General features: G+C 58.7%; 17 protein-coding genes and 1 tRNA gene. 12 read left to right on the top strand and 6 right to left on the bottom strand.

Going from position 1 to position 21,391, the window contains the following annotated elements:
* Nucleotides 1-111: 111 nt before the first annotated feature.
* The 5 genes from secA (at nt 112) to ASB65_RS18125 (ending at nt 7,897) form a co-directional block, all read left to right on the top strand.
* Nucleotides 112-2,829: a preprotein translocase subunit SecA gene (gene secA, locus ASB65_RS18105; RefSeq protein WP_060724912.1), complete on the top strand. Its 2,718-nt coding sequence runs from the start codon at nt 112-114 to the stop codon at nt 2,827-2,829.
* A gap of 147 nt (nt 2,830-2,976) precedes the next feature.
* Nucleotides 2,977-3,870 carry a DMT family transporter gene (locus tag ASB65_RS18110; protein ID WP_003507064.1) on the top strand — a complete coding sequence of 298 codons (894 nt, stop codon included), beginning with the start codon at nt 2,977-2,979 and terminating at the stop codon, nt 3,868-3,870.
* A 71-nt stretch (nt 3,871-3,941) separates the two neighbouring features.
* Entirely contained in the window at nt 3,942-5,144 is a 1,203-nt protein-coding gene (gene mdoC, locus ASB65_RS18115) for a glucans biosynthesis protein MdoC (protein ID WP_080868601.1), read from the top strand.
* Between the two features lie 57 nt (nt 5,145-5,201).
* Complete coding sequence (uppV, locus tag ASB65_RS18120; protein ID WP_060724913.1) at nt 5,202-6,617, top strand: Wzx-type polysaccharide biosynthesis protein UppV; 1,416 nt, start codon at nt 5,202-5,204, stop codon at nt 6,615-6,617.
* 8 nt (nt 6,618-6,625) lie between these two features.
* On the top strand, nt 6,626-7,897 hold the full coding sequence (locus ASB65_RS18125; protein WP_060724914.1) for a GNAT family N-acetyltransferase: 1,272 nt from the start codon (nt 6,626-6,628) through the stop codon (nt 7,895-7,897).
* A gap of 54 nt (nt 7,898-7,951) precedes the next feature.
* Here ASB65_RS18125 and uppQ read toward each other — a convergent pair whose 3' ends face one another.
* A complete protein-coding gene (gene uppQ / locus ASB65_RS18130; RefSeq protein WP_060724915.1) occupies nt 7,952-8,593 on the bottom strand; it encodes a polysaccharide biosynthesis GNAT family N-acetyltransferase UppQ in 642 nt (213 codons plus the stop codon).
* Between the two features lie 296 nt (nt 8,594-8,889).
* On the opposite strand from uppQ, the gene ASB65_RS18135 reads away from it, so the two are divergent.
* Together ASB65_RS18135 and ASB65_RS18140 are read left to right on the top strand one after the other, a co-directional pair.
* Nucleotides 8,890-8,974, top strand: a tRNA-Leu gene (locus ASB65_RS18135).
* A gap of 267 nt (nt 8,975-9,241) precedes the next feature.
* The gene (locus ASB65_RS18140) at nt 9,242-9,757 is read left to right on the top strand and encodes a disulfide bond formation protein B (RefSeq protein ID WP_060724916.1); all 516 of its coding nucleotides are present in this window, start codon (nt 9,242-9,244) and stop codon (nt 9,755-9,757) included.
* A gap of 31 nt (nt 9,758-9,788) precedes the next feature.
* Here the strand turns inward: ASB65_RS18140 and ASB65_RS18145 are convergent, their stop codons facing one another.
* A complete protein-coding gene (locus ASB65_RS18145) occupies nt 9,789-10,346 on the bottom strand; it encodes an HNH endonuclease (RefSeq protein ID WP_003507075.1) in 558 nt (185 codons plus the stop codon).
* A 346-nt stretch (nt 10,347-10,692) separates the two neighbouring features.
* On the opposite strand from ASB65_RS18145, the gene ASB65_RS18150 reads away from it, so the two are divergent.
* From ASB65_RS18150 to ASB65_RS18160, 3 genes are all read left to right on the top strand, one after another.
* Nucleotides 10,693-10,992, top strand: a complete 300-nt coding sequence (locus ASB65_RS18150) for a hypothetical protein (protein ID WP_060724990.1) — start codon at nt 10,693-10,695, stop codon at nt 10,990-10,992.
* A gap of 135 nt (nt 10,993-11,127) precedes the next feature.
* Nucleotides 11,128-11,733 carry a transglutaminase-like cysteine peptidase gene (locus tag ASB65_RS18155; RefSeq protein ID WP_060724917.1) on the top strand — a complete coding sequence of 202 codons (606 nt, stop codon included), beginning with the start codon at nt 11,128-11,130 and terminating at the stop codon, nt 11,731-11,733.
* A gap of 260 nt (nt 11,734-11,993) precedes the next feature.
* On the top strand, nt 11,994-12,785 hold the full coding sequence (locus ASB65_RS18160) for a metallophosphoesterase family protein (RefSeq protein ID WP_003507081.1): 792 nt from the start codon (nt 11,994-11,996) through the stop codon (nt 12,783-12,785).
* Nucleotides 12,786-12,816: 31 nt separating this feature from the next.
* On the opposite strand, the gene ASB65_RS18165 is transcribed toward ASB65_RS18160, so the two are convergent.
* The 4 genes from ASB65_RS18165 to ASB65_RS18180 form a co-directional block, all read right to left on the bottom strand.
* Nucleotides 12,817-14,043: a glycosyltransferase family 4 protein gene (locus ASB65_RS18165; RefSeq protein WP_060724918.1), complete on the bottom strand. Its 1,227-nt coding sequence runs from the start codon at nt 14,041-14,043 to the stop codon at nt 12,817-12,819.
* The gene (locus ASB65_RS18170) at nt 14,040-15,377 is read right to left on the bottom strand and encodes a polysaccharide pyruvyl transferase family protein (RefSeq protein ID WP_060724919.1); all 1,338 of its coding nucleotides are present in this window, start codon (nt 15,375-15,377) and stop codon (nt 14,040-14,042) included. The genes ASB65_RS18165 and ASB65_RS18170 overlap by 4 nt, the downstream gene beginning before the upstream one ends.
* A complete protein-coding gene (locus tag ASB65_RS18175) occupies nt 15,365-16,849 on the bottom strand; it encodes a lipopolysaccharide biosynthesis protein (RefSeq protein ID WP_060724920.1) in 1,485 nt (494 codons plus the stop codon). Before ASB65_RS18175 ends, ASB65_RS18170 begins: the two co-directional genes overlap by 13 nt.
* 162 nt (nt 16,850-17,011) lie before the next feature.
* On the bottom strand, nt 17,012-18,247 hold the full coding sequence (locus ASB65_RS18180) for a glycosyltransferase family 4 protein (protein WP_060724921.1): 1,236 nt from the start codon (nt 18,245-18,247) through the stop codon (nt 17,012-17,014).
* 493 nt (nt 18,248-18,740) lie between these two features.
* Here ASB65_RS18180 and ASB65_RS18185 point away from each other — a divergent pair, with 493 nt between their 5' ends.
* Nucleotides 18,741-20,060, top strand: coding sequence for a hypothetical protein (locus tag ASB65_RS18185; RefSeq protein WP_003507093.1), 1,320 nt, complete (start codon nt 18,741-18,743; stop codon nt 20,058-20,060).
* Between the two features lie 144 nt (nt 20,061-20,204).
* Entirely contained in the window at nt 20,205-21,317 is a 1,113-nt protein-coding gene (locus tag ASB65_RS18190) for an acyltransferase family protein (RefSeq protein WP_060724991.1), read from the top strand.
* The last annotated feature ends 74 nt before the right edge of the window (nt 21,318-21,391 follow it).

Here is a 21,391-nt window from a genome sequence, read left to right on the forward strand (position 1 = left end):
ACGCAACCTCGCGTCCAGATACGTTGAAGGGCGAAGTCCGTCATTTGTGCTGAAAACAGCGTGACGGAGAAAAGCGCCCGGCAAAACGGAATTTCAGAAAGGGCCAGTAAGATGGTCAGTCTCGGCGGTATAGCCCGCAAGTTGTTCGGTTCGGCAAATGATCGCCGCGTCCGCTCCTATAAAAGCAAGATCGCAGCCATCAATGCGCTGGAAGAGGCCACCAAGGCGCTCTCCGACGAAGCGCTGGCGGCCAAGACCGCCGAGTTCCGCCAGCAGCTGGCAGACGGCAAGTCGCTGGACGACCTGCTGATCCCGGCTTTTGCCGTGGCCCGCGAAGCATCGCGCCGTGTTCTCCACATGCGTCCCTTCGACGTGCAGCTGACGGGCGGTATGATCCTGCACGGCGGCGCCATCGCCGAAATGAAGACGGGTGAAGGCAAGACGCTGGTGGCAACGCTTGCGGTCTACCTCAACGCGCTCGCCGGCAAGGGTGTGCATGTCGTTACCGTCAACGACTATCTTGCCCAGCGCGACGCCGCCACCATGAGCAGGCTTTACCGCTTCCTCGGCCTCACCACCGGCGTCATTGTTCACGGGCTGGACGACGACCAGCGCCGCGAGGCCTATGCCTGCGACATCACCTACGCGACGAACAACGAACTCGGCTTCGATTATCTGCGCGACAACATGAAATATGACCGCGCGCAGATGGTGCAGCGCGGCCACAACTACGCGATCGTCGACGAAGTCGACTCGATCCTGGTCGACGAGGCGCGCACGCCGCTCATCATTTCCGGCCCGCTGGACGACCGTTCCGATCTCTACAACACCATCGACGCCTTCATTCCGCTGCTGGCACCAGAAGATTACGAAATCGATGAGAAACAGCGCTCGGCCAACTTCTCCGAAGAAGGCACCGAAAAGCTCGAAAACCTGCTGCGGCAGGCGGGTCTCCTGAAGGGCGAATCGCTTTACGACGTCGAAAACGTCGCCATCGTCCATCACATCAACAATGCGCTGAAGGCCCACAAGCTCTTCACCCGCGACAAGGACTACATCGTCCGCAACGACGAGATCGTCATCATCGACGAGTTTACCGGCCGCATGATGCCGGGCCGCCGTTATTCCGAAGGTCAGCATCAGGCTCTCGAAGCCAAGGAAAAGGTGCAGATCCAGCCGGAAAACCAGACGCTTTCCTCCGTCACCTTCCAGAACTACTTCCGCATGTATGAAAAGCTGGCCGGCATGACCGGTACGGCCTCGACGGAAGCGGAAGAATTCGGCAACATCTACGGCCTCGACGTCATCGAGGTGCCGACCAACCTGCCGATCCAGCGTATCGACGAGGATGACGAGGTTTACCGCACCGGCGAGGAGAAGTTCCAGGCGATCATCACCGAGATCAAGGCGGCGCATGAACGCGGCCAGCCGGTTCTGGTGGGCACGACCTCCATCGAAAAGTCCGAGCTTCTTGCGCATATGCTGCGCCAGTCCGGTTTCTCCGACTTCCAGGTTCTGAACGCCCGTTACCACGAGCAGGAAGCCTATATCGTTTCGCAGGCCGGTGTTCCCGGCGCCGTCACCATCGCCACCAACATGGCCGGCCGCGGTACCGACATCCAGCTCGGCGGCAACGTCGAGATGCGTCTGGAGCGCGAGCTGGAAGGCATGGAGCCGGGTCCGGAGCTTGACGCCAAGGAAGAGGCCATCCGCGCCGAGATCAAGGTGCTGAAGGAAAAGGCGCTCGCCGCCGGCGGTCTTTACGTCATCGCCACCGAACGCCATGAAAGCCGCCGTATCGACAACCAGCTGCGTGGTCGTTCCGGCCGTCAGGGCGACCCCGGCCGTTCGAAATTCTACCTGTCGCTCCAGGACGACCTGATGCGCATCTTCGGTTCCGAGCGCATGGACAGCATGTTGCAGAAGCTCGGCCTGAAGGAAGGCGAAGCAATCGTCCATCCGTGGATCAACAAGGCGCTGGAACGCGCCCAGAAGAAGGTCGAAGCCCGCAACTTCGAGACCCGCAAGAACCTTCTGAAATATGACGATGTGCTGAACGACCAGCGCAAGGTGATCTTCGACCAGCGTCTCGAGCTGATGGAAGCCGACAATATCGGCGAAACCGCAGCCGACATGCGCCACGAAGTCATCGAAATGCTCGTCACCAAGCATGTTCCGGAAAATGCCTATGCCGAACAGTGGGATATTGCGGGCCTCAAGGCCGGCATCGCCCAGTTCCTGAACCTCGACCTGCCGGTAGAGGACTGGGCCAAGGAAGAGGGCATCGCCGAGGACGATATTCTTGAGCGCGTCACCGAGGCCGCCGACAAATACGCCGCCGAGCGCGCGGAACGTTTCGGCCCCGAGATCATGACCTATGTCGAACGTTCGGTCATTCTCCAGACGATCGACCATCTGTGGCGCGAACATATCGTCAATCTCGATCACCTCCGCTCCGTCGTCGGTTTCCGCGGTTATGCCCAGCGCGATCCGCTGCAGGAATACAAGGCGGAAGCCTTTGAACTGTTTCAGGCGCTGCTCGCCAATCTGCGCGAGGCCGTTACCGCCCAGCTGATGCGTGTGGAACTGGTGCAGCAGGAACCGCAGCAGCCGGAACTGCCGGAAATGACCGCGCATCATCTCGACCCCAATACGGGCGAAGATGAAATGGCGCAGGGCATGCAGCCCACGCCCGTCAATTTCGTGCCGGCCGAGGAACGCGATCCGAACAACCCCACCACCTGGGGCCGTATCGGCCGCAACGAAATGTGCCCCTGCGGCTCCGGCAAGAAATACAAGCACTGCCACGGCGTTTACGAACAGGCGTAAGGCGCTTGTTATCAGTCTGAAATCAATCGCCCGTAACCCGCGTTACGGGCGATTTTGTTTGGGCCGGGTCATTGCGGGTGAGCCGACTGTTGACTGGTCTCGGCGCTTTCCATAAGGGAGCCTGATCATTTTCTGGAAACTGCTTCCATGGCCCCTCGCGATCTCGCCGCCTATATTTTTCTCGCGCTCGCGTGGGGAGTCTCTTTTCTGCTGCTTTTACAAGTCGTAGCTGCCTTCGGCTGGATCGGCGCCGTCACGCTTCGTTCGCTCATGACCGCTGCCGCCCTCTTTCTCATTGCGCGGACGGTCCGTCGAAAGCTGACATTCTCGGCCGGCTGGCGCGCCTTTACCGTCGTCGGTGCGACAACGGTCGCGGGGCAACTGATCGGCCTGTCCTACGCCACACCGCAGATCGGCACCGCCATGGCTGCCATATTGGTGGCGACCATTCCGCTTTTTTCCATGCTCATCTCTCAGCTATGGGGTATTGAGCGTCTGACGCGCCAGGGCATTGCCGGTCTCGTTATCGGTTTTGCCGGCATCGTCCTGCTTGTCGGTTTCCCCGCCGTTCCCGTTACAACCACCTTCATCATCGGCTGCGCCGCTGCTGTCGCCGCCTGCATCTGCGCGGCCTATGGCAGCAATTTTGCCAGCCGCCACCTGAAGGGCGTGGGTTCCTGGGAAATCACCATAGGCTCATTCCTGACAGGCGGCCTGATGACCCTGCCGCTTCTCTTGATGGTCCCATTGCCGAGAACACCTGATCTCATCGATTACGGTTATCTTTTGATACAGGCGGTGGTCATGAGCGGCCTTACCTACATCACCTATTTCAAGCTGGTCTCCTCGATCGGTGCGACCAAGGCGATCAGCGTTGAATTCGCCGTCACCGTCGTGGCGGTTCTCGTCGGTGCTTTGGTGCTGGATGAACCGCTTTCGCTTCCCCAGCTTTTCGGCGCCGGCATCATCATTTTGGGCTGTGCGCTGGTCCTTGACCTTATGCCCAAGAAAAAGGCTCCACCCACCCCTTCCGGTGCGTGAAGAGTTTATTAGCGTTTTCCACCAATAGTCGTGCTGGTCATTGCTGATCGCGTTTGCGGCACGGGGGAAAAATGCAACCGGGCAAGTCAGACTACGAGCATTATTGGGACCCGCTCAGGGCTCTCCTCATGCTGCTTGGCATTCCCTATCACGCCTCCCTCATCTACAGCCATGCGTTACCATGGGACATCAAGGATTTTGACACCAGCCCGCTTCTGAGCGCGCTTGGCGCCGTGCTCTCCACCTTCCGCATGCCGGCTTTTTTTGTGGTGGCCGGATATTTCTCCACCATGGTCATCGGCAAGAAGGGCAAGATGCGCTGGCTCAGGCAGCGTTTCCTGCGCCTCGGCGTGCCCTTTATTGTGGCGGTCCTTCTGCTCGGGCCATTGCAGCTTTTCCTGCTGCAACTGGCCGGCGTCGCCAAGGGCGAGATCCCGGCCGACCGGCTACTGGAGAGCCTGCCCGGCCTGCTGCGTCCGAGCGAACAGTGGATCATGCATCTGTGGTTCCTGCCGGCCCTTATCGTTTATTCCATTCTACTTGCCAGCCTGCTGTTTCTTACGGAACATCAGCCATTGGCACATGCGAAAGACTGGTTCGACAGCCTGCGGCAGCGACATGCCACACTGTTTTTCGCAGCACTCTGCACTGCGCCTATCCTGTGGGAATTGATGATCTACGGATCCGGCCTGCTTGCGGCAAAGAACGGAAGCAGACTCTTTCTTCTCTATGAGCGCGCTTCCGACCCCTATGCGCGCTACCTGCCATTTTTCCTTGTCGGGGCCCTGCTGCACCGTGATCGCGCCCTCTTTCACCGCTTTCGCCAGACGGGACTTCTCACCGGCATCGTCGCGGCGGGCGCCATCGCAACCTCGGTGAGCCTGCGGCTGCAAAATCCCCTTTCGAATTCGGCCCTGCTGGTGCTGGTTTCGGCAATTGCGGCGGTGGCCACGAGCCGTCTGTTGATCGACCTTGCCTGCCGTTATTTCGATCGGCCAAACCGCTTTGCCAGACGCATGACGGATGCATCCTTCACCATCTACCTGTTTCACCATCCATTGATTTACGCCTTCGGAACGCTCTTCATCCTGATTGCGCTGCCGCCAATCGTGGAATTCGCCATCATCGTCGTGGCCACCACGGTGGTGGCCTATATGCTGCATCAGGCGATACGCCTCAGCCCACTCGCCCTTTTCCTGTTCAATGGCATCCGCGGGCCGAAGACGGTGGAGGATATTGGCACACAGGCCGGCGCCTCCCAAACCCTTCGTTAAGGATGAAGCGCGTATAATCGGCTTGCCTATTCAACTGGAAATGATGGCGTGTGGATCATGGCTATCCTCAACACGGCGGAAAAAGCCTTACCCGCAGGCCTGCGCGCGAAGCTTTCGCCGCTGGTAGCGAAAGTCGCCGTCCTTCTTTCCGGCGGAGATGAGGTTTCCCGCGCGCAGCGCATGGCGCTGGTTGCGTTTGCGGTGCGCATCGTCAGCGCCGGCATCGCCTTCATTTCCCAGATCATCCTTGCCCGCCTGATGGGGGAGTTCGAATATGGCCTGTTCGCCTTTGTCTGGGTCCTGGTGATCCTGTTCGGCAACCTCTCCTGTCTCGGCTTTCACACCACCGTCATCAGGTTTTTACCCGGCTACCGTCTGGAGGATGCCCATGACAAGATCATGGGACTGACCTCGACGGCGCGCGTCTTCGCCATGTTTTCGGCCAGCGCTCTTGCGATTTTCGGTTTCGTTTTCCTGTATTTCTTCGGCGAGCGCATCGCCTCCTATTATCTCATTCCCGTTTCGCTGGCGCTTTTCACCCTGCCGATGGTGGCGCTGGGCGATGTGCTGAACGGCACCGCGCGCGCCAATGGCTGGGCGGTTTCCGCTCTCAGCCCCACCTATATTATCCGCCCGGTGCTGATCCTGCTGTTCATGCTGGTGGCAATCGGTTTCGGAGCGGAAAAAACCGCGACGACGGCCATGCTCACGGCCCTTCTTGCCACCTATGTCACCACGCTTTTCCATTTCGTCTTCATGGACCGCCGGCTCAACCGGCATTTCCGCAGCACAGCCCGCAGGGTTCATTTCCGCCACTGGATAAGGTTCGCCTTTCCGATGTTCCTGATCGACGGCATCGGGTTTTTGATGACCAATTCCGATGTGGTGATTGTCGGGCTTTATCTGCCGCCGGATCAGGTGGGCATTTATTTCGCCGCGGCAAAGACCATCGTGCTGATGCAATTCGTGTTTTTCTCCGTGCAGGCAGCCGCCGCCCCGCGTCTGGCCGCCCTCATGTCTGCCAATGACAGGCAGGGGCTCGCCGGTTTCGCCAGCCAGGCCGCGCGCTGGGCCTTCTGGCCGTCGCTTGCCGTCGGCAGCGTGGTGCTTCTGGCCGGCCCGTTCCTGCTATCACTGTTCGGTCCCGGCTTCGTTCAGGGTTACGAGCTGATGTTTTTCCTTTTCGCCGGTTTCCTCGCCAAAGCGCTGATCGGTCCGGGAGAAACATTGCTGAATATGGCCGGCAAACAAAAATTGTGCGTCGTGCTTTATATTATTATCTTTGGTTGCAACATTGCACTCAACATGGCGCTCATTCCGGTCTATGGTCTGGCAGGGGCCGCGGCAGCGGTGGCGATAGCCATGTGCATAGAAGCTGTGCTATTGCATATTGCCATTCGCCGCACACTCGGGATCGTCCTTTTTGCCTTCAACGATCCCCGGGCGGGCCAAAACACTGGGAAGGCGGTGTAACGATAAGCATGTCCAGCGATCCAAAGAATCCTGATTTTCAGGACCCGCGCATCGCCGCACTGATGGCGTCTGCGGAGCGTGACCGTCCCGTAGCCGACAGCAGCCGACGCGTGGGGCGCGATGGCCGGGAATTCTGCATCTATCCGGGTCAGCTCGGTTACGACATGCAGGAAGAACTCGACTTTCTGTCCAACCGCGTGATGGAGGCGAATGTCTTCTTCACCGGACGGCTTCTCGCACCCGCCATGCCGCGAATCGAGGACAAATCCGTGCGCTTTGCGCTTATTCGCGACGAGAACGGCGCCAGAAGCCGCATGCGCTTCCTGATGCCTTTCACCGTGGAAAAGCCCGGCTTTTCCATCGGCCCTTCCATCATTCGCGTCTGGGCCAATCCGTTCGGGCCGCTTGGCACGCCGCTGGTTGATACCGAAGGGGCCGCCGAAACCCTCGACAATCTTTTCGATGCCCTTTCCGACCGCAACATGCGGCTGCCCAACGTTCTGGTGCTGCCGGATGTTCGGCTGGAAGGGCCTTTTGCCCGCATGTTCAAAGCCATCGCGCTCAGCCGCAACCTGCCGGTGACGACGACGGGCAATTATCACCGGCCGATGCTGGAAAGCCTGCTTGATGGCAGGGCATATCTGCAAAACGCCCTTGCGCCGCACCATCTGCGTGAAATGAACAGGCAGTGGCGCCAGCTCGAAAAACTCGGTTCCCTCGCCTACACCGTTACCCGGCAGCCGAAGGACGTGCGCTATCGCATGGAGGAATTTCTGGCGCTGGAGGCGAGTGGCTGGAAAGGCCGCAAGCGCACCGCGCTGGTCAACGACCGTTATCGCGCCGCCTTTGCCCGCGAGGCGATCACCAATCTGGCAGAAGCCGATGCGGTGCGTATCCACACCATCGATCTCAATGGCAACGCCATCGCCTCCATGGTCGTCTTCATCACGGCCGGTGAGGCCTATACGTGGAAAACCGCTTTCGACGAGAGCTATGCGCAATTTTCTCCCGGCAAGCTGCTGGTGCAGAAACTGACCGACTGGCATCTGGATGACGCCAATATCCTGCGCAGCGACAGCTGCGCCGTGCCCGATCATCCGATCATGAGCCGCTTCTGGCAGGAGCGCCAGGAAATGGGCACGCTGGTGGTGGGGCTTGCCCAGAACAGCGACCGCGACGTGCGGCAGGTTTCCACGCAGGTGGACATGTACCGCAACACCCGCAACCTCGCCCGCAGCCTGCGGCAGAAGATCCTGTCCTTCGGACGCAAGGGCAATTGATCCGAAGGACGCCGGCGGCGCCCTTCGGAGTTTATGATGCGGGTAAAGCCCGCTTCAGCGCGAAGCCGTCCGGATCATCTTGCACAATTGCGTCAGAGCCGCATCGTATCCGCCGCCCAGAATATCGACACAACGGCGGGCGAGCTTGATCTGCTCGGTCCGCGACATGTCGTTATAGGCCTGAATGACCTGACGCATGGCGCCAGGCGTCATTGGCCCCGATGTGCCGGGATTGTTAGGGCTTCCCGGGTTCCCAGGATTTCCCGGATTACCCGGCGAACTTGAGCCGCCAATGCCCAGCCCGACATCAACGCCCACCCCGCTCGAGCCGCCGACATTGGCTCCGACATTGGCATTGACACCGTTCGACCCGCCAACGGAGGCGTTCACGCCCGCATTGACGCCGCTGGAACCGCCGACGGATGCATTCACATCCGCATTGACCCCATTGCTGCCGCCGACCGAAGCGTTGACATCCGCGCCCAATCCGCCGCCGCTCCTGCCGCCGACATCCGCACTGGCGTTAACACCACCGCTGCCGCCAACGGAGGCATCGACCCCGAGCCCGCCATTGCCATTGCCACCCACACTGGCATTAACCCCATTTTCACCGCCGATCCCGATATCCAGCGCATGGGCATGGACCGGCAGGATCAGGCAGGCGGACAGTAATAAATTGCGAGAAAAAGCCCTCATAATTTCCTCCCTATGAGTTTGGCCATTCCCGCCCCGCGTGGAAACTCCACCCGGACATCATAATTCAATTAGTAATTGCGTATATTCTAATTTATTAGAGGTGCCTAATATTACCTTAATGCCGCAACTGCAGGTGTCGCGATCCGGCACAGCCACCGACCGTAACATTTTGATCGGCCGCCCCGGCAAGGACGGAAAACCGCCCGCGCAAACACGCGCAATTCAAAAGGATAAGTCAGCTTTGGGGTTGCACGCATGGCCCTCACCATGATAGACGCCGTGGCATTACCACCGTTGCCCCAATGGCGGAATTGGTAGACGCGCCGCACTCAAAATGCGGTTCCGAAAGGAGTGCTGGTTCGATCCCGGCTTGGGGTACCATTTCCAAAACCGCATTGATTTCCTTCACTTTGTCCAGCGCCTCCAAGTGAACCCTTTAACGGTCTCACGCCGGCCGGCAAGCTCACGAAACTTTGCTTGCGCACCCCCCGAATATTGCCAGGCTTTCATTTGCCAGATGCGACGGACTGGATTAGACGAATCCCGTTACACCCCGTGAGGACCGACGACTTAATTTCGCCATCACGCCCGCCTTTTTGAAAGCCCGTCCGGGATATCTGCTTCTTCGCGAAGTTTGAGGAAAACAACATGGCCAATGCGACCACCGCCGACAATAGCCGCACGCTCGCCGCTCTCGGCGTCACGGCGGGAATGATCTTCACCGTCGGCTCCGCCCTCGGTTTCCAGCATATTGGCGGTTATACGCCCTGCGCGCTGTGCCTGCTGCAGCGCGATCCCTATTATTACGCCATTCCGCTGGGCGTATTGGCCGTTGCGACCAGCGTCTTCAAATTGCCGGTTCAGATCACCCGGGTGCTTCTTGCCCTTATCGGCGTGGCGATGCTGATCGGCGCCGGGCTCGGCGTCTATCACGCCGGCGTGGAATGGGGTTTCTGGGCAGGGCCGATTACCTGCGCCACCGGGGCGCCGTCCATCACGACGAATGCCGGCGATCTCCTGGGTAATCTGAACGCCATCAAGGCACCCTCCTGCAACGACGCGGCCTTGCGGGTGCTCGGCCTTTCCTTCGCGGGCTGGAATGTCATCGCAAGCGTTGCACTTGCGGCAGTCGCCTTTTTTGGCGCGAGCCGGAAAAGCCGGTAAGCGGAAAAGCCGCATTGCAGTCCTGAAAAGATCAGGGCTGCAGTTCGGTATCCCAGTAAAGATAGTCCATCCAGCTTTCGTGTAGATAATTGGGCGGGAACAGCCGCCCGTTATTGTGCAAATCCTGAACCGTGGGCTGGAAGGGCCTCTGCGCCGGGAACATGCCCGCCTGCTTGGGAAGCTTGCTGCCTTTTTTAAGGTTGCAGGGAGAGCACGCCGCAACGACATTGTGCCAGGTGGTTTCACCGCCATGCGCGCGGGGAATCACATGGTCGAAGGTCAATTCGTCCCGCGTGCCGCAATACTGGCATTCGAACTTGTCCCGAAGGAAAACGTTGAAGCGTGTGAAGGCGGGGTTGCGGGTGGGCTGCACGTAAGTCTTGAGGCTGACGACGCTCGGCAGCCGCATGGAAAAGCTGGGGGATGACACCGCGTGATCATATTCTGCAATGATGTTCACACGGTCTAGAAAGACAGCCTTGATCGCGTCCTGCCAGGACCATAACGACAAGGGATAATAACTCAGTGGCCTGTAGTCTGCGTTCAGAACGAGCGCCGGCAGGGCCTGTGGTGAAACTGCAATCGTCAAGGGCTTCTCCTGAGCGATTCGGCATCTGCACTTGTATATTAGGTCCGTTGTTACAGGATTGTGAAGCCTATAAATGCAGCGGCAAAGAGCTTAATTTTTGAGCCCCAGAATGGCGTTTTTCGCATTCCTGACGATCGAGCGGCACGGTGACGCCTTCTGGCGACGTGGCACCGCTGGCTGATGCGGCAGGGAGGCGATTCGGCCTTTGCCAGACACAAATCCTTCTCACACCGGATGCAATATCGGTGATATGATTACCCCCGACGGACGCTGAAAAAGCAATGCACGCCGGGCATGGCAAATGTGCGGCGGCGTCATCCATTATTTCGTCCATGGAGGAACGGCCATGACGGTGGGCAGGCAGCAAGCAGCAGCATTGCGCAGGAGGCTTGCGGCCGGTGTTCTGGCCGCCACGATCGGCTTCTCCGCTGGTGCCCATGCGCAGCAATATCAGAATTTCGAAGTGACGCCGGATGGCCGCGGCGGGGCGCAGGGAACGATCGGCGGACGCAATTTCGAAGTTTACCGGAATTACGACCGGCCGCCGGCAAGCAGAGCCTCACCCGATACACAGCGAGAACTCCGACGAGCCGTCCCGCAACAGACCTGTATTGTCGACACGGAAGGTCGAGCCCGCTGCAAGTGAGCGCGAACCCAATTTTTCAACGCGCTGTAACAAAATTAGATTTCATTAAAATGCAATCTATCGACTTAAACGGCCCGCAAGAATGGGTCGCTATGGTGCCAGCACAAGAGAAGGCAACTGTGCAGGGGCAAGGACATGGCGAAGAGAACAATCCGTCTGGCAACGGTTTTTGCCGTCGCTGCCGGCATGGCGGCGAGCATTGCGACAACGGCATCGGCCGTGCAGCTTGGTGGCCTTGCCCAAAAGCCTGGCGCATCGCGGCCCGGCCTCTTCATGACCACGAGCCGTCCGACCATCGCGCCCATTGCCTTTGCCAAATTCTGTGAAAGCGCCGCCGACCAGTGCATCCGGACTGGTGACCGCGATACGGTGGAACTGAGCAAACAGAAGCGTGTGGAACTCCAGCGTATCAACGCCGAGATCAACACCTCGATAATCTATGCCAGTGAAGGGGACGGCGAAGACGACTGGAAACTGAACCCGGCAAGCGGCGACTGTGACGATTATGCGGTGACCAAGCGGCAACGCCTCCTGCGCGCCGGCTGGCCTTCCGGCGCCCTGCGCATTGCCACTGCCCGCACGACGGATGGCATAGGTCACGCCGTTCTGGTCGTCAGCACCAGCCAGGGCGATCTGGTGCTGGATAACCGCACCAATGTCGTCAAGCCGTGGAAAGCGGTGGATCTGAAATGGATCAAGATCCAGTCGCACGAGGACCCGCGTGTCTGGCTGAAACTCTAGAACATGTCTTTACGCTGAAACCGCCCTTTCGGACGACAGGCCCGACCGCCGGTTTAAGGCAACGTATCTTTCGGACATCAAAGAGGGTATTCTCTCCTCGCAGGATTGACGCATCCTGCTTTATAAAAGCCGCCTTTCACTGCTTCGTCCGGCGGGTTTTGACGGGTGACCCAGCATCGCGTCAACGCAGCTTTGGCGGGTGATGCGGCAGCCTCTTTCAACGCTCTTGACCTTGTGCAGGAGAGACAGTATCGGCAGCTATGCCCAAGGTGCTCAACTGGATTCGCGGTCGTAAACAACCAGCCTCCCGCGACGACCGGAGGCGGCGCAGAATCGACCTTGGCGACAAGCCAGCCTCCTTTCCGATCTATGCCATTGGCGACGTGCATGGCAGCCTCGACCTGCTTTTGCAGGCGGAGCGGAAAATCCTTGCCGATCTGGGGCCCGACCCCTCTCCCGCGCTGGTCGTTCTCCTCGGCGACTATGTCGATCGAGGGCGCGATTCCCGTGGCGTTCTTGAACATTTGCTGAAGCCACCGCCGACGCCGCTGCGCCGTATTGCACTTTGCGGCAACCATGAGCAGCTCTTCCATGATTTTCTCGAAAATCCGCAGGAGAACATGCACTGGCTGGACTTTGGCGGCCGCCAGACGCTCCTGTCCTACGGGGTCGACATAGACTATTTCCTGCAAAAGGGGCGCTTGAGACTGCAGCCGTTCAGGGATGCCCTGCTCGGCGCAATTCCGCAGCCCCACCGCCAGCTTTTATCCAGCCTGCCGATCTATGCCCGGATAGGGTCTTATATTTTCGTGCATGCCGGCTTGAGACCGGGATTGCCGCTGGAGGCGCAGACCGATGAGGACATGCTCTGGATCAGGGAGCCGTTCCTTTCACAAGGGGCCGGGTTGGACCTCGTCGTCATCCACGGCCATACACCGGTAACCGAGCCGGAAACCGGCCCGCAGCGGATCGGCATCGACACGGGTGCATTCACCACGGGCAGGCTTACCGTTCTCAGAATTTCGGATGCGGGCTTACACCTGATTGGTTAAGCGCGTTGCCGCGACCTCAAGACTAGCGGTTTCAACCAATTCGTCTGCCGCTCAGAATATTATCAAGGGTCGTCATTTGCTGGCGATTCCATTCAATGGCGTCCTCAAACGCCCTGTTTCCCAGTTCCTGCCGCTGATCGTGGCTCGAGGCGAGCTGCAGGATCGCGTCGGCGAAACCCCTGTGGTCATTATCGTCCACAATGACCACGCCGCGCCGGTATCGGTCCGAAAGCCCCCTTGCGCCCGTGCGGGTGCTGATTGTGGGAACACCGGCAGCCAGGGCATCGAGCAATTTTATATTGATGCCTGTTCCAAGCGTGATGGGATTGATGGAAAGCGGCGCGCGCGTGAAGGCGTCCTTCACATCATCCACGCGGCCGAGCTTGAGAATGCCCTCTTCATCTTCAATCTTGCCACATATACCGCCCGCCAGCACCAGACGTATATCCGGCCGGGCAGCCCTTACCAGCGGCATGATGTTCCGGAGAAACCCCTTCAGGGAAATGATGTTGGCGTCATTACCGGAACCGAGAAACAAGAAGTCGCTCGGCGTGAAGTCTTCCACTTTTCCATTGAGATCGAGAATATGGCTGACGGTTGCGAGAGCCGGCGGCTCTTCCCCCAGCCGCTGCCGGAACGCGTGCTCCTCTTCCTCCTGAATGGCGACAACCACATCCGCACGGCGCAATGCCCGGCATTCCACCGCCGGCGGCACCGAAAACCAGTATCCATATTTGTTGGCGGTATGGATGAACGCCTTGTGCCGGTCGGCAAAGGAATCATGGGTGTCGAGAATACGCAGCACGCCCTTCGGCAAACCCAGAAACGCCCTTGAGTGAAACGCATATTCCACAATGACGGCATCGATCCCCAGCCGGCGTTGAATATCGCGAAGCTGCCGACCCATTTCCGGATAATAGAATTCATCCAGCTGGTTATAAAAACCACGCTCGCGACCAAGCATCCGATGGAGCTTGCGAAGGGCCCGAAACGACGTCAAGCCAACCTCGAAACCAAAATCGCCGGGAAGCCGGTTCCTAAGGCTACCCCCCTGCCGGGAAACAAGGTGCAGGTGATCCGGTCCGAATTCAGCCTCATGCCCCGCCAGATCGAAATCGGTGGCAATCGTGCCATCGACATGGATGAAATGCACCTCGTGCCCTAGGCCGCGCACGGCGCGCGTCAGCTGCAGAATTCTGCTTCGCGCACCTTCATTGGCGGGAACGACCGGAAATGCCGAGACGAAAGCGACTTTCATGAAAGGACGGAGGCACGCGCCGGGAAAGTCTCGAACAACTGAAAATTCCTCTTGGACATCGCCAGAATTTCCGGCAGCCTTTTCCCGACGTTTTCACGGATTTCGTCAGATTGGTCGATAAATTCGATCAGTGCGCTTTTGATTCCATCCTGCGTAAGGAAGGAAGACGGAGAAAGCAGATCGGCAGCGGAGAGACCGAAATGCTGATAGAGCCCTTCGAACTTTCCCTGATAGGCGATGCATATCGCTGGAACGCCTTTGCCCAGCGCGGCAATGGCGAGATGCATGCGGCCGCTGACGAGGCCGTCAAGCTGGCCGGCGACGCCTTTCAAGACGGGCGCTGACCATTTTCCGTCGAGATAACGGACCCTGTCGGTTCTGGACGCAGGCACACGCTCGGCGATAGCCTTGAGATAGGCCTGATCGCCCACATTGTCGCGATAGTCATGCGGGATGAGCAGCCAGCACACCGGCCTGGCATCGACGGCAAATTGCAACGCTTCCGCCGCATGCCTGATGACCGCCTCGGTCTGCGCGTGGTCGGCGTTTTTGAACAGCATGGGATGCAGGTTGAAACCCATGACCCGGTATCCCTCGGCCCGCTTTCGCGCGATCCATGAACGCGTGCCCTCGTCAGGCTCAGAAGGAACGAGACTGAACGCGGAATCGGAAACGAGCGCCGCATTTGTCTTCGCAAAGGTCTGTAGGCGCTCAAGCGAGATAACGTCGCGCACCTTGAGCGCGCATTCCGGATGAAGGGAACGATAGAACATTGCCAAGGGGGCATGCGGCGTTTCATTGAAGCTGAAGCCGAGGATGACGTTCTTTATTCCGGCAGCGGCGGCGAGATCCGCACTCGCAAGAAGTTTTGCGCTGACCAGGGGGTGGTAGTATCCATCCATGACATCGGCACCGACAACGACGACACTATCGTATTGTCTTGTCGCAAACTGCTGCGCCAGGGCCTTTATGAAATCGGGCTTGCCAAAGATATCGACGGGGACAAAACCCCTCTGGTAAGCGGAATCGGCGTAGTCCATCCCATCGACAAGGATGTCTATCTCGACATCGGGATTACTCGCACGCGCGTGTTGCAGCGTCGCGGTGATCATCGCATCATCGCCCAACGAGCCAAAAAGCGTGATGGGGTCGCCGGCCACGATCAAAAGCCGGCTTAACCGGTCGCCGGCAGCGGCGGGTTTCATGCCCGCCTTCAACGCCTGCAGATCGTCAAAGAGTTGCCGAAACGCGATATCCCTTCTTCGCCGCTCGATATATTTCACCGCTCTCTGGCGCAGCGGTGCTGGCAGTATTTTTTTTATCAGCTTGCGCATTTGCTTTCCTTTCGGGAAATGATTTTGCCCATGACGAGCGCGATGGCGGACCGGGCCTCGTTCCGCGCGGTCAGCACCAGAAGCAGAAGATAGGCCACGCCGAAAATGGAGCCGAGCAGGATGCCGGATATGAAATCGCCGGCGCCCAGCAGCTTGACCTCGGGACGCATCCATTGAACGAGCAGGAAGCAGAAACCGCTGGAGGCGAAGCTCGGCAGAAGCAGGAGGAATATTCGCCACAGCCCGATGCCAAGCTCGCGGGCGATGAAGAAAAATGTGAAGGGCGTAGAGGTCAGCTGCCCGACGGCATAAACAATGACGATTTCCCTGATGCTATCGGTCGGAACCAGCAGGATCAGCAGGATCGTCGAAACCGCCTTGATGCTTCCGGCAATCAGCACCTTGTTCGGTTTGCCGCGCGCTGAAAGGAAAGGCGCGTTTTGAAACTGAACACATTGCAGCGCGCCAAGCAGAAGCAGCGGTTGCGCCACCCCGTCGGCACCCTGCCATCGCACACCAAATAGCACGTTGCAGATTTCCGGCGCCAATGCCGCGGCGAGCACGAAGACCGGTGTCGAGAAGATCGCCGACATGGTGATCGACTGCTTGTAGAGCGCCGCCATTCGTTCCCGCTCGTGCGATATGCGTGAAAGCACCGACAGTGAAACGTCATAAAGCGCCGCCTGAAGCAATTGCATCAGAAGTTGATAGAGCCTGCTGCCGACGGTGTAGAGGCCGAAGAGCGCGACCCCGTAATGTCCGAGAATTATGAAATCGATCAGGCGCGTGGCCGCGAAATCGACAATACGAAGGCCGAGCGCCGACGAACCGAAGCGAAGCAGTTCAACGAAAGTGCCGGGGTTGAGGGTGGCGCCCGGCAGCCAGTGCGGCTTTCGCCAGAGCCAGATCAGCGTGACGATGGTGGCGACATAGGTCTGAACGACGAGGCTCCAGACACCGAGGCCGATGATTGCGAAAACAATCGCCACGCCGCCACCGATGATGTTCGATATGAAGGTTCTGATCGCCAGCGGCTTGAAAGCCAGCGCGCGGCGATAATTCACCTCCTGAAACATCGATGCCGTGTTCAGCGGCAGCAATATGCAGATCGCCACGATGACCGGCGCCAGCCCTTCGACCTCGAACCAGCGCTCCAGTTCCGGAGAGAACACGCAGACGGCAATGGCCAGCAATGTCGCCACCGCAACCGAGGCATAAAACGGCAGATTGACGTCGCTGGGCTCCAGATTGCGTTTCTGCACGATCGCATCCGCGAATCCGAATTCCGACAGCATCTGGATCAGCATCAGCACCAGCCCGGCGGTGGCGACCATGCCATAATCGGTAGGGCTGAGGAAACGGGCGAGGACGATGAAGAGAATGGAGGTAAAAAGCTTGCCGCCCCAGTTCTGGACGATGGACCAGAACACGCCTTTCAGGGCCGCATTGCCTATTGACGTTGCCTCGGACATCAATCCACCACCTGCAAAACCGGCCGCATCAACGCACCGGGCGCAGCGACCGCAAAACAGTCGACGCCCATGCCAGGAAGGCGGAGGCTGCCGTTATTGCTTCCCACCATATGCTCTCTCCTTCGAAGAAAACCGCTGCAACGGACGGGGTCCGTTGCCGGTCTAAGATGCACGCAGGGTTCGGCTTTGCCGGTGGCTCGTCAGGACGTCCTCATAAAGTTTCACATAGTTTTCGCCGACCCGGCGCGAGGTGGATTCCTCGACGATGTTTCCGAAATCGGCCTCCGTCGGCAATTCTTCGCGCGAAAGCGTCAGCACGCGACGAATACGGGCGGCAAGATCCTTGGCGCTGCCCGGTTCGAACAGCCAGTCGTGGTTGGTCTCGCCAATCAGCTCCGGAATGCCGCCGGAGGCTGCGCCGATGACAGGCACACCCATGGCATAAGCCTCGTAGATCGTGCGCGGTGAAGGCTCGGCCCAGAAGGAGGGAACGATGAGCACATCGATCTCTTCGAAAAACTCCTTCGGCCTTGCCCAGCCGACGAACTCGATCGGCAGATCGCCGGCCTGGGCCGTGAAACGCTCGATGGAATCATCCATCGCATGACCGGCGACCAGACAGCGCCAGTTGCCGTGACCGATTTCCTTGAAGGCATCGACCATGTTGCCGACGCCTTTTTCCGTGTTGATGCGGCCGATGTAACCGAAGGTCAGCGGTCTGCCGCTACGGTCAATCTGCCGGCGGGCGACGGGATCGCCCTCGGGAACCGTGCAGGAATAAAAGATGACGCGGCGCAGGCTTTCCGGAATGTGGTGGAATAGCCCGTGATTGACGTGCGTCTTGAGGATTTCGGTGCCGACGCTTGCGACAGCGCCGATATAACGCTGCGTGAATTTCTTGGTGAAATTCACCACCTGACAGCCGAGATGGAGGTGCTCGCAGGGCTTTCCGCCCTTGAACATGGCGGCATTGCCGCACAGGAGATCATATTCGCAGATCGTGTGAACGATCGGAATGCCGCGCTTATGCGCCGCCCGCCACACCAGCGTCGTCACATCCAGCAGCGAATGAGTGTTGAGAACGTCAGGTTTGAAATCGTCGAGAACGGCCTCGAACTGCTTTTCGACGTCGAAATTCCATTGCTGCTTGAGCTTCTGCATGCGCCGCTGCTGCGGGGAATATTGCGGCCAATCCTCAAGCCAGAAATCGTTGTTGTGGAACATGCGGTAAACGGAGACGCCGTTGCGCACCGTTTTCGGTTCGGCCTGCCGCTCTATGCAGGCAGCGCCGACCGTATGTCCCATGGAGACGAGTTCCTCGGCGAGATGTTCGACCGAGCGTTCGCATCCACCAACGATATGCGGCGGATAAAGGCTGCTAAGATGGAGAATTCTCATGCGGATACGCTCTATTTTCCTTCATCGAAAATCTATGGCGTCCATCCCGGGCTCAGTCGTCTCCGTAAATTCCCGGAGACCAGTGAGACATCTGCAAAATACAAAGAGCCGGAGCGGAACTAATGTTTGAAAATATGAATTACGAAAATCTACTTTTCAAAAAGCACGGGAATTGGCGGCATTTCAAGTGATTTTTTTCGCGGCGCGGTAAAAGCCATGCGGTGTTGTGAAAAGAACCGCTCTCATGTTACGGTTTAGCCACTTTAAAGTGCAGGCAAGCGGGAGCAATCGGCTCCGTTGCGGCTGATGACAATACTACATTTGATAATATCTGTTTTATTTCAGAGACATGGATTTTTGAGCGACCGTAAATGCCAAAAACTTCCAGGACATTCTGATCTCGAGATGCGGACAGCCGTGATCGTCATTTAAACGGCGACATCCATGTGATGGCGCTTGCTTATACTCTCTCCGGACGTACCAGGAGGCGCAGATGAATGGAAAACAGCCGATCGCCATGGGTGGCCTGACGCGGCGCAACCTGCTTTCAGCCGCACCCCTTGCATTGGTCGCCGCCTCCGGTTTGCAGGCCATTCCCGCACGGGCGCAGCCGGCTGCTTCCGCCAATACCGAAGCCTTTCTGGACAGCATAGGGGTGTGTGGCCACTTCACCCGCACCACAGGCGTCTATCCGGAACAGTTCGACCGGATCATGCCCGAGATCGAAGCACTGGGCGTCCGGCATCTGCGTGATGACGGGCTCATCGCCGCCAGAAACAGCCCCGTCTTTCAGCGGCTGCGCCGGATCGTGGCGGCGGGCCTTCGCCTCACCATCATATGTTACGACAATCTCAACCCTTATGTCTCCACGCCGCTCGACAGGCTTGCGGATTTCTACGACTGGTCCGACGCGGGTATCGATATTTTCGAGGGCAGCAATGAACCGAACCTGACGAAGGATCCGCAAAACGCCCCGCGCATTTCGGCGGAGCATCAGGCCGCCCTGCACGCCGCCGTCCGCTCGATTCCGCGACTGAGCGCGGTGCGCGTTGCGGCGCCAAGCTATGTCCTTGAGAACAGGGCGCTGGCATTGGACCTGAAGGATGTCTGCGACTACGGCAATATCCACCCTTACGCGGGCATGGAGCACCCCGAAACGACCGGTCCGGGGGCGCTCTCAAAATCCGTTGCCGCTTCGGCGCATATAGCAGCGGGCCGGCCGGTGCTCGCCACGGAGATGGGCTACCATACCTCGCTGCAAACCGAGACCTTTCATTTCCCCGTCACCGAAGGCATCAAGGCACGCTATATGCCGCGTATGCTGCTCTGGTGCTTCATCAGCGGTATCCGCCGGTCCTATATCTATGAAATGGTTTCAAGCTTTGCTGCGGATGAGACAAACCCGGAATCCTCCTTCGGTCTCCTGCGCCATGATCTGAGCCGCACCCCCGCTTACGAGGCCGTTCGCGCCCTTCTTTCCCTCTGCAAGGCAGAACGGCAAACCGGGCAGGAGGAACGGCAGATCGATTTCCTCACGGCCGATCCCCAAAGATTGTCCCTGCATCTCGCAAGGCCGGACGGTGCTTTGCTCGTGCCGGTCTGGCTTGGAATTTCCGGCTGGCAATGGCCTGCGCGGATCGAAAACCCGCCCGCCGAACGGGTTGCGACATTTTCGGTGGCCGGCCAGCACAGTCACGTTGTCGCACACCGTTTCCGCGATGACGGCTCCGTGAGCCAGCAGACAATAACGCAGGAAAGCGGGCAATACCGGCTTTCGGTCAGCGACCAGCTTACCGTTCTGGAAGTTTTCTGAGCGGTGCGGAGGAAATGCCGCATCGCAAAATTGTGTGTATCGCGTCGTGCTGTTGCATGCTAGCCTGCTTGAATAATGGACTTCTACCCCGCAACCGCGGGCGCAATATATTACTAAATATATCTTTATTTTTATAGATTGACGATGATGAAAAACTTTAAAGAAGCGCCCGCTGCCGGGGCGCAGCGTCTCGATGTTCTTCAGGTAATGCGCGCCGTCGCGGCAACCATGATCGTTGCGTTGCACGCTGATGTGAACTGGCAATTCACGCTTTTCCCGCTGCATCTGCTGAGGCTGGGCGGCGGTGTGGACCTGTTTTTCGTCATTTCCGGCTTTGTCATCGTTTATGCGTCGCGGCCCTATTTTGCAGCGCCAGGCGGCCGTTCCGCCTTTCTGCTGCGCCGGTTCCTGCGCATCGTCCCGCTTTACTGGTTTGTGCTGACCCTGCGGCTTGCCATGGCCGCCAGCGTGACCCTTATCAGCGCCAAGGCCTTTCCGCCGTTACAGTCGATCCTCACTTCCTATCTGTTTATTCCCTATGACAGCATGGGTTACGGCGACGCCTATCCGTTTCCGCTGATCGATCTCGGCTGGACGCTGAATTACGAAATGTTCTTTTACATCGTTTTTGCGGTGTTCATCTTCCTGCCGCTGGAGCGCGCGGTATTCACGACAGCCGCCGTGCTGTTTACCGCCGTCATGGTCGGCTTCACCTTCGATCTCGGCCTGCCGTTCAGCTTCTGGTTTCAGCCGATCATTCTCGAATTCGTCGCAGGCATGTTCATTGCGGTCCTCTTCCTGCGAGGCGTCCGCCTGCCGCCCCTGCTCGGGCTCGCAACGGCGCTGTGCGGCCTGGCGATCTGGATGCTGACCGATCTGAGCAGGATTGGGTTCCAGTGCGATCCGGGCTGTTACTCGTTTTCGCGGCTGCTCGTTTTCGGCGGCGGCGCAATTCTGCTGATGGCAGCGGCGACCCTGACCAGAAACATCTCCCTGCCCCGTTTCGCGCAGCCGCTGGCAAAACTCGGCGATTCATCCTACGCGCTTTATCTGCTGCACCCTTTTATTTTCCGGGGCTTCAAGATCGCGCTCGGCGGCGTCACTTACCCGCCGGAGTGGAGCAACGTCGTTTATCTCGTCATCGTCGTCAGCACCGTCGCCATCGCCCACGCCTTCCACGTCCTTGTCGAAACACCGGCCAATATCTGGCTGCGTGACCGGCTGATAACATCGCCACGGAAAGTCGCCGTGTCCTGAATGAACCAGAGAAGGCAAGGGCGGCGACCGTTAACAATAGCTGAGGGTTTCCGCTGCGGGTTTATTTTAGCGCT

The sequence above is a fragment of the Agrobacterium tumefaciens str. B6 genome (assembly GCF_001541315.1).
In the GTDB taxonomy this organism is placed as follows: Bacteria; Pseudomonadota; Alphaproteobacteria; order Rhizobiales; family Rhizobiaceae; genus Agrobacterium; species Agrobacterium radiobacter.

Coding starts and splice junctions, on each gene's coding strand:
- secA (WP_060724912.1), top strand. CDS start 112: ATGGTCAGTCTCGGCGGTATAGCCCGCAAGTTGTTCGGTTCGGCAAAT.
- ASB65_RS18110 (WP_003507064.1), top strand. CDS start 2,977: ATGGCCCCTCGCGATCTCGCCGCCTATATTTTTCTCGCGCTCGCGTGG.
- mdoC (WP_080868601.1), top strand. CDS start 3,942: ATGCAACCGGGCAAGTCAGACTACGAGCATTATTGGGACCCGCTCAGG.
- uppV (WP_060724913.1), top strand. CDS start 5,202: ATGGCTATCCTCAACACGGCGGAAAAAGCCTTACCCGCAGGCCTGCGC.
- ASB65_RS18125 (WP_060724914.1), top strand. CDS start 6,626: ATGTCCAGCGATCCAAAGAATCCTGATTTTCAGGACCCGCGCATCGCC.
- uppQ (WP_060724915.1), bottom strand. CDS start 8,593: ATGAGGGCTTTTTCTCGCAATTTATTACTGTCCGCCTGCCTGATCCTG.
- ASB65_RS18140 (WP_060724916.1), top strand. CDS start 9,242: ATGGCCAATGCGACCACCGCCGACAATAGCCGCACGCTCGCCGCTCTC.
- ASB65_RS18150 (WP_060724990.1), top strand. CDS start 10,693: ATGACGGTGGGCAGGCAGCAAGCAGCAGCATTGCGCAGGAGGCTTGCG.
- ASB65_RS18155 (WP_060724917.1), top strand. CDS start 11,128: ATGGCGAAGAGAACAATCCGTCTGGCAACGGTTTTTGCCGTCGCTGCC.
- ASB65_RS18160 (WP_003507081.1), top strand. CDS start 11,994: ATGCCCAAGGTGCTCAACTGGATTCGCGGTCGTAAACAACCAGCCTCC.
- ASB65_RS18165 (WP_060724918.1), bottom strand. CDS start 14,043: ATGAAAGTCGCTTTCGTCTCGGCATTTCCGGTCGTTCCCGCCAATGAA.
- ASB65_RS18170 (WP_060724919.1), bottom strand. CDS start 15,377: ATGCGCAAGCTGATAAAAAAAATACTGCCAGCACCGCTGCGCCAGAGA.
- ASB65_RS18175 (WP_060724920.1), bottom strand. CDS start 16,849: ATGTCCGAGGCAACGTCAATAGGCAATGCGGCCCTGAAAGGCGTGTTC.
- ASB65_RS18180 (WP_060724921.1), bottom strand. CDS start 18,247: ATGAGAATTCTCCATCTTAGCAGCCTTTATCCGCCGCATATCGTTGGT.
- ASB65_RS18185 (WP_003507093.1), top strand. CDS start 18,741: ATGAATGGAAAACAGCCGATCGCCATGGGTGGCCTGACGCGGCGCAAC.
- ASB65_RS18190 (WP_060724991.1), top strand. CDS start 20,205: ATGATGAAAAACTTTAAAGAAGCGCCCGCTGCCGGGGCGCAGCGTCTC.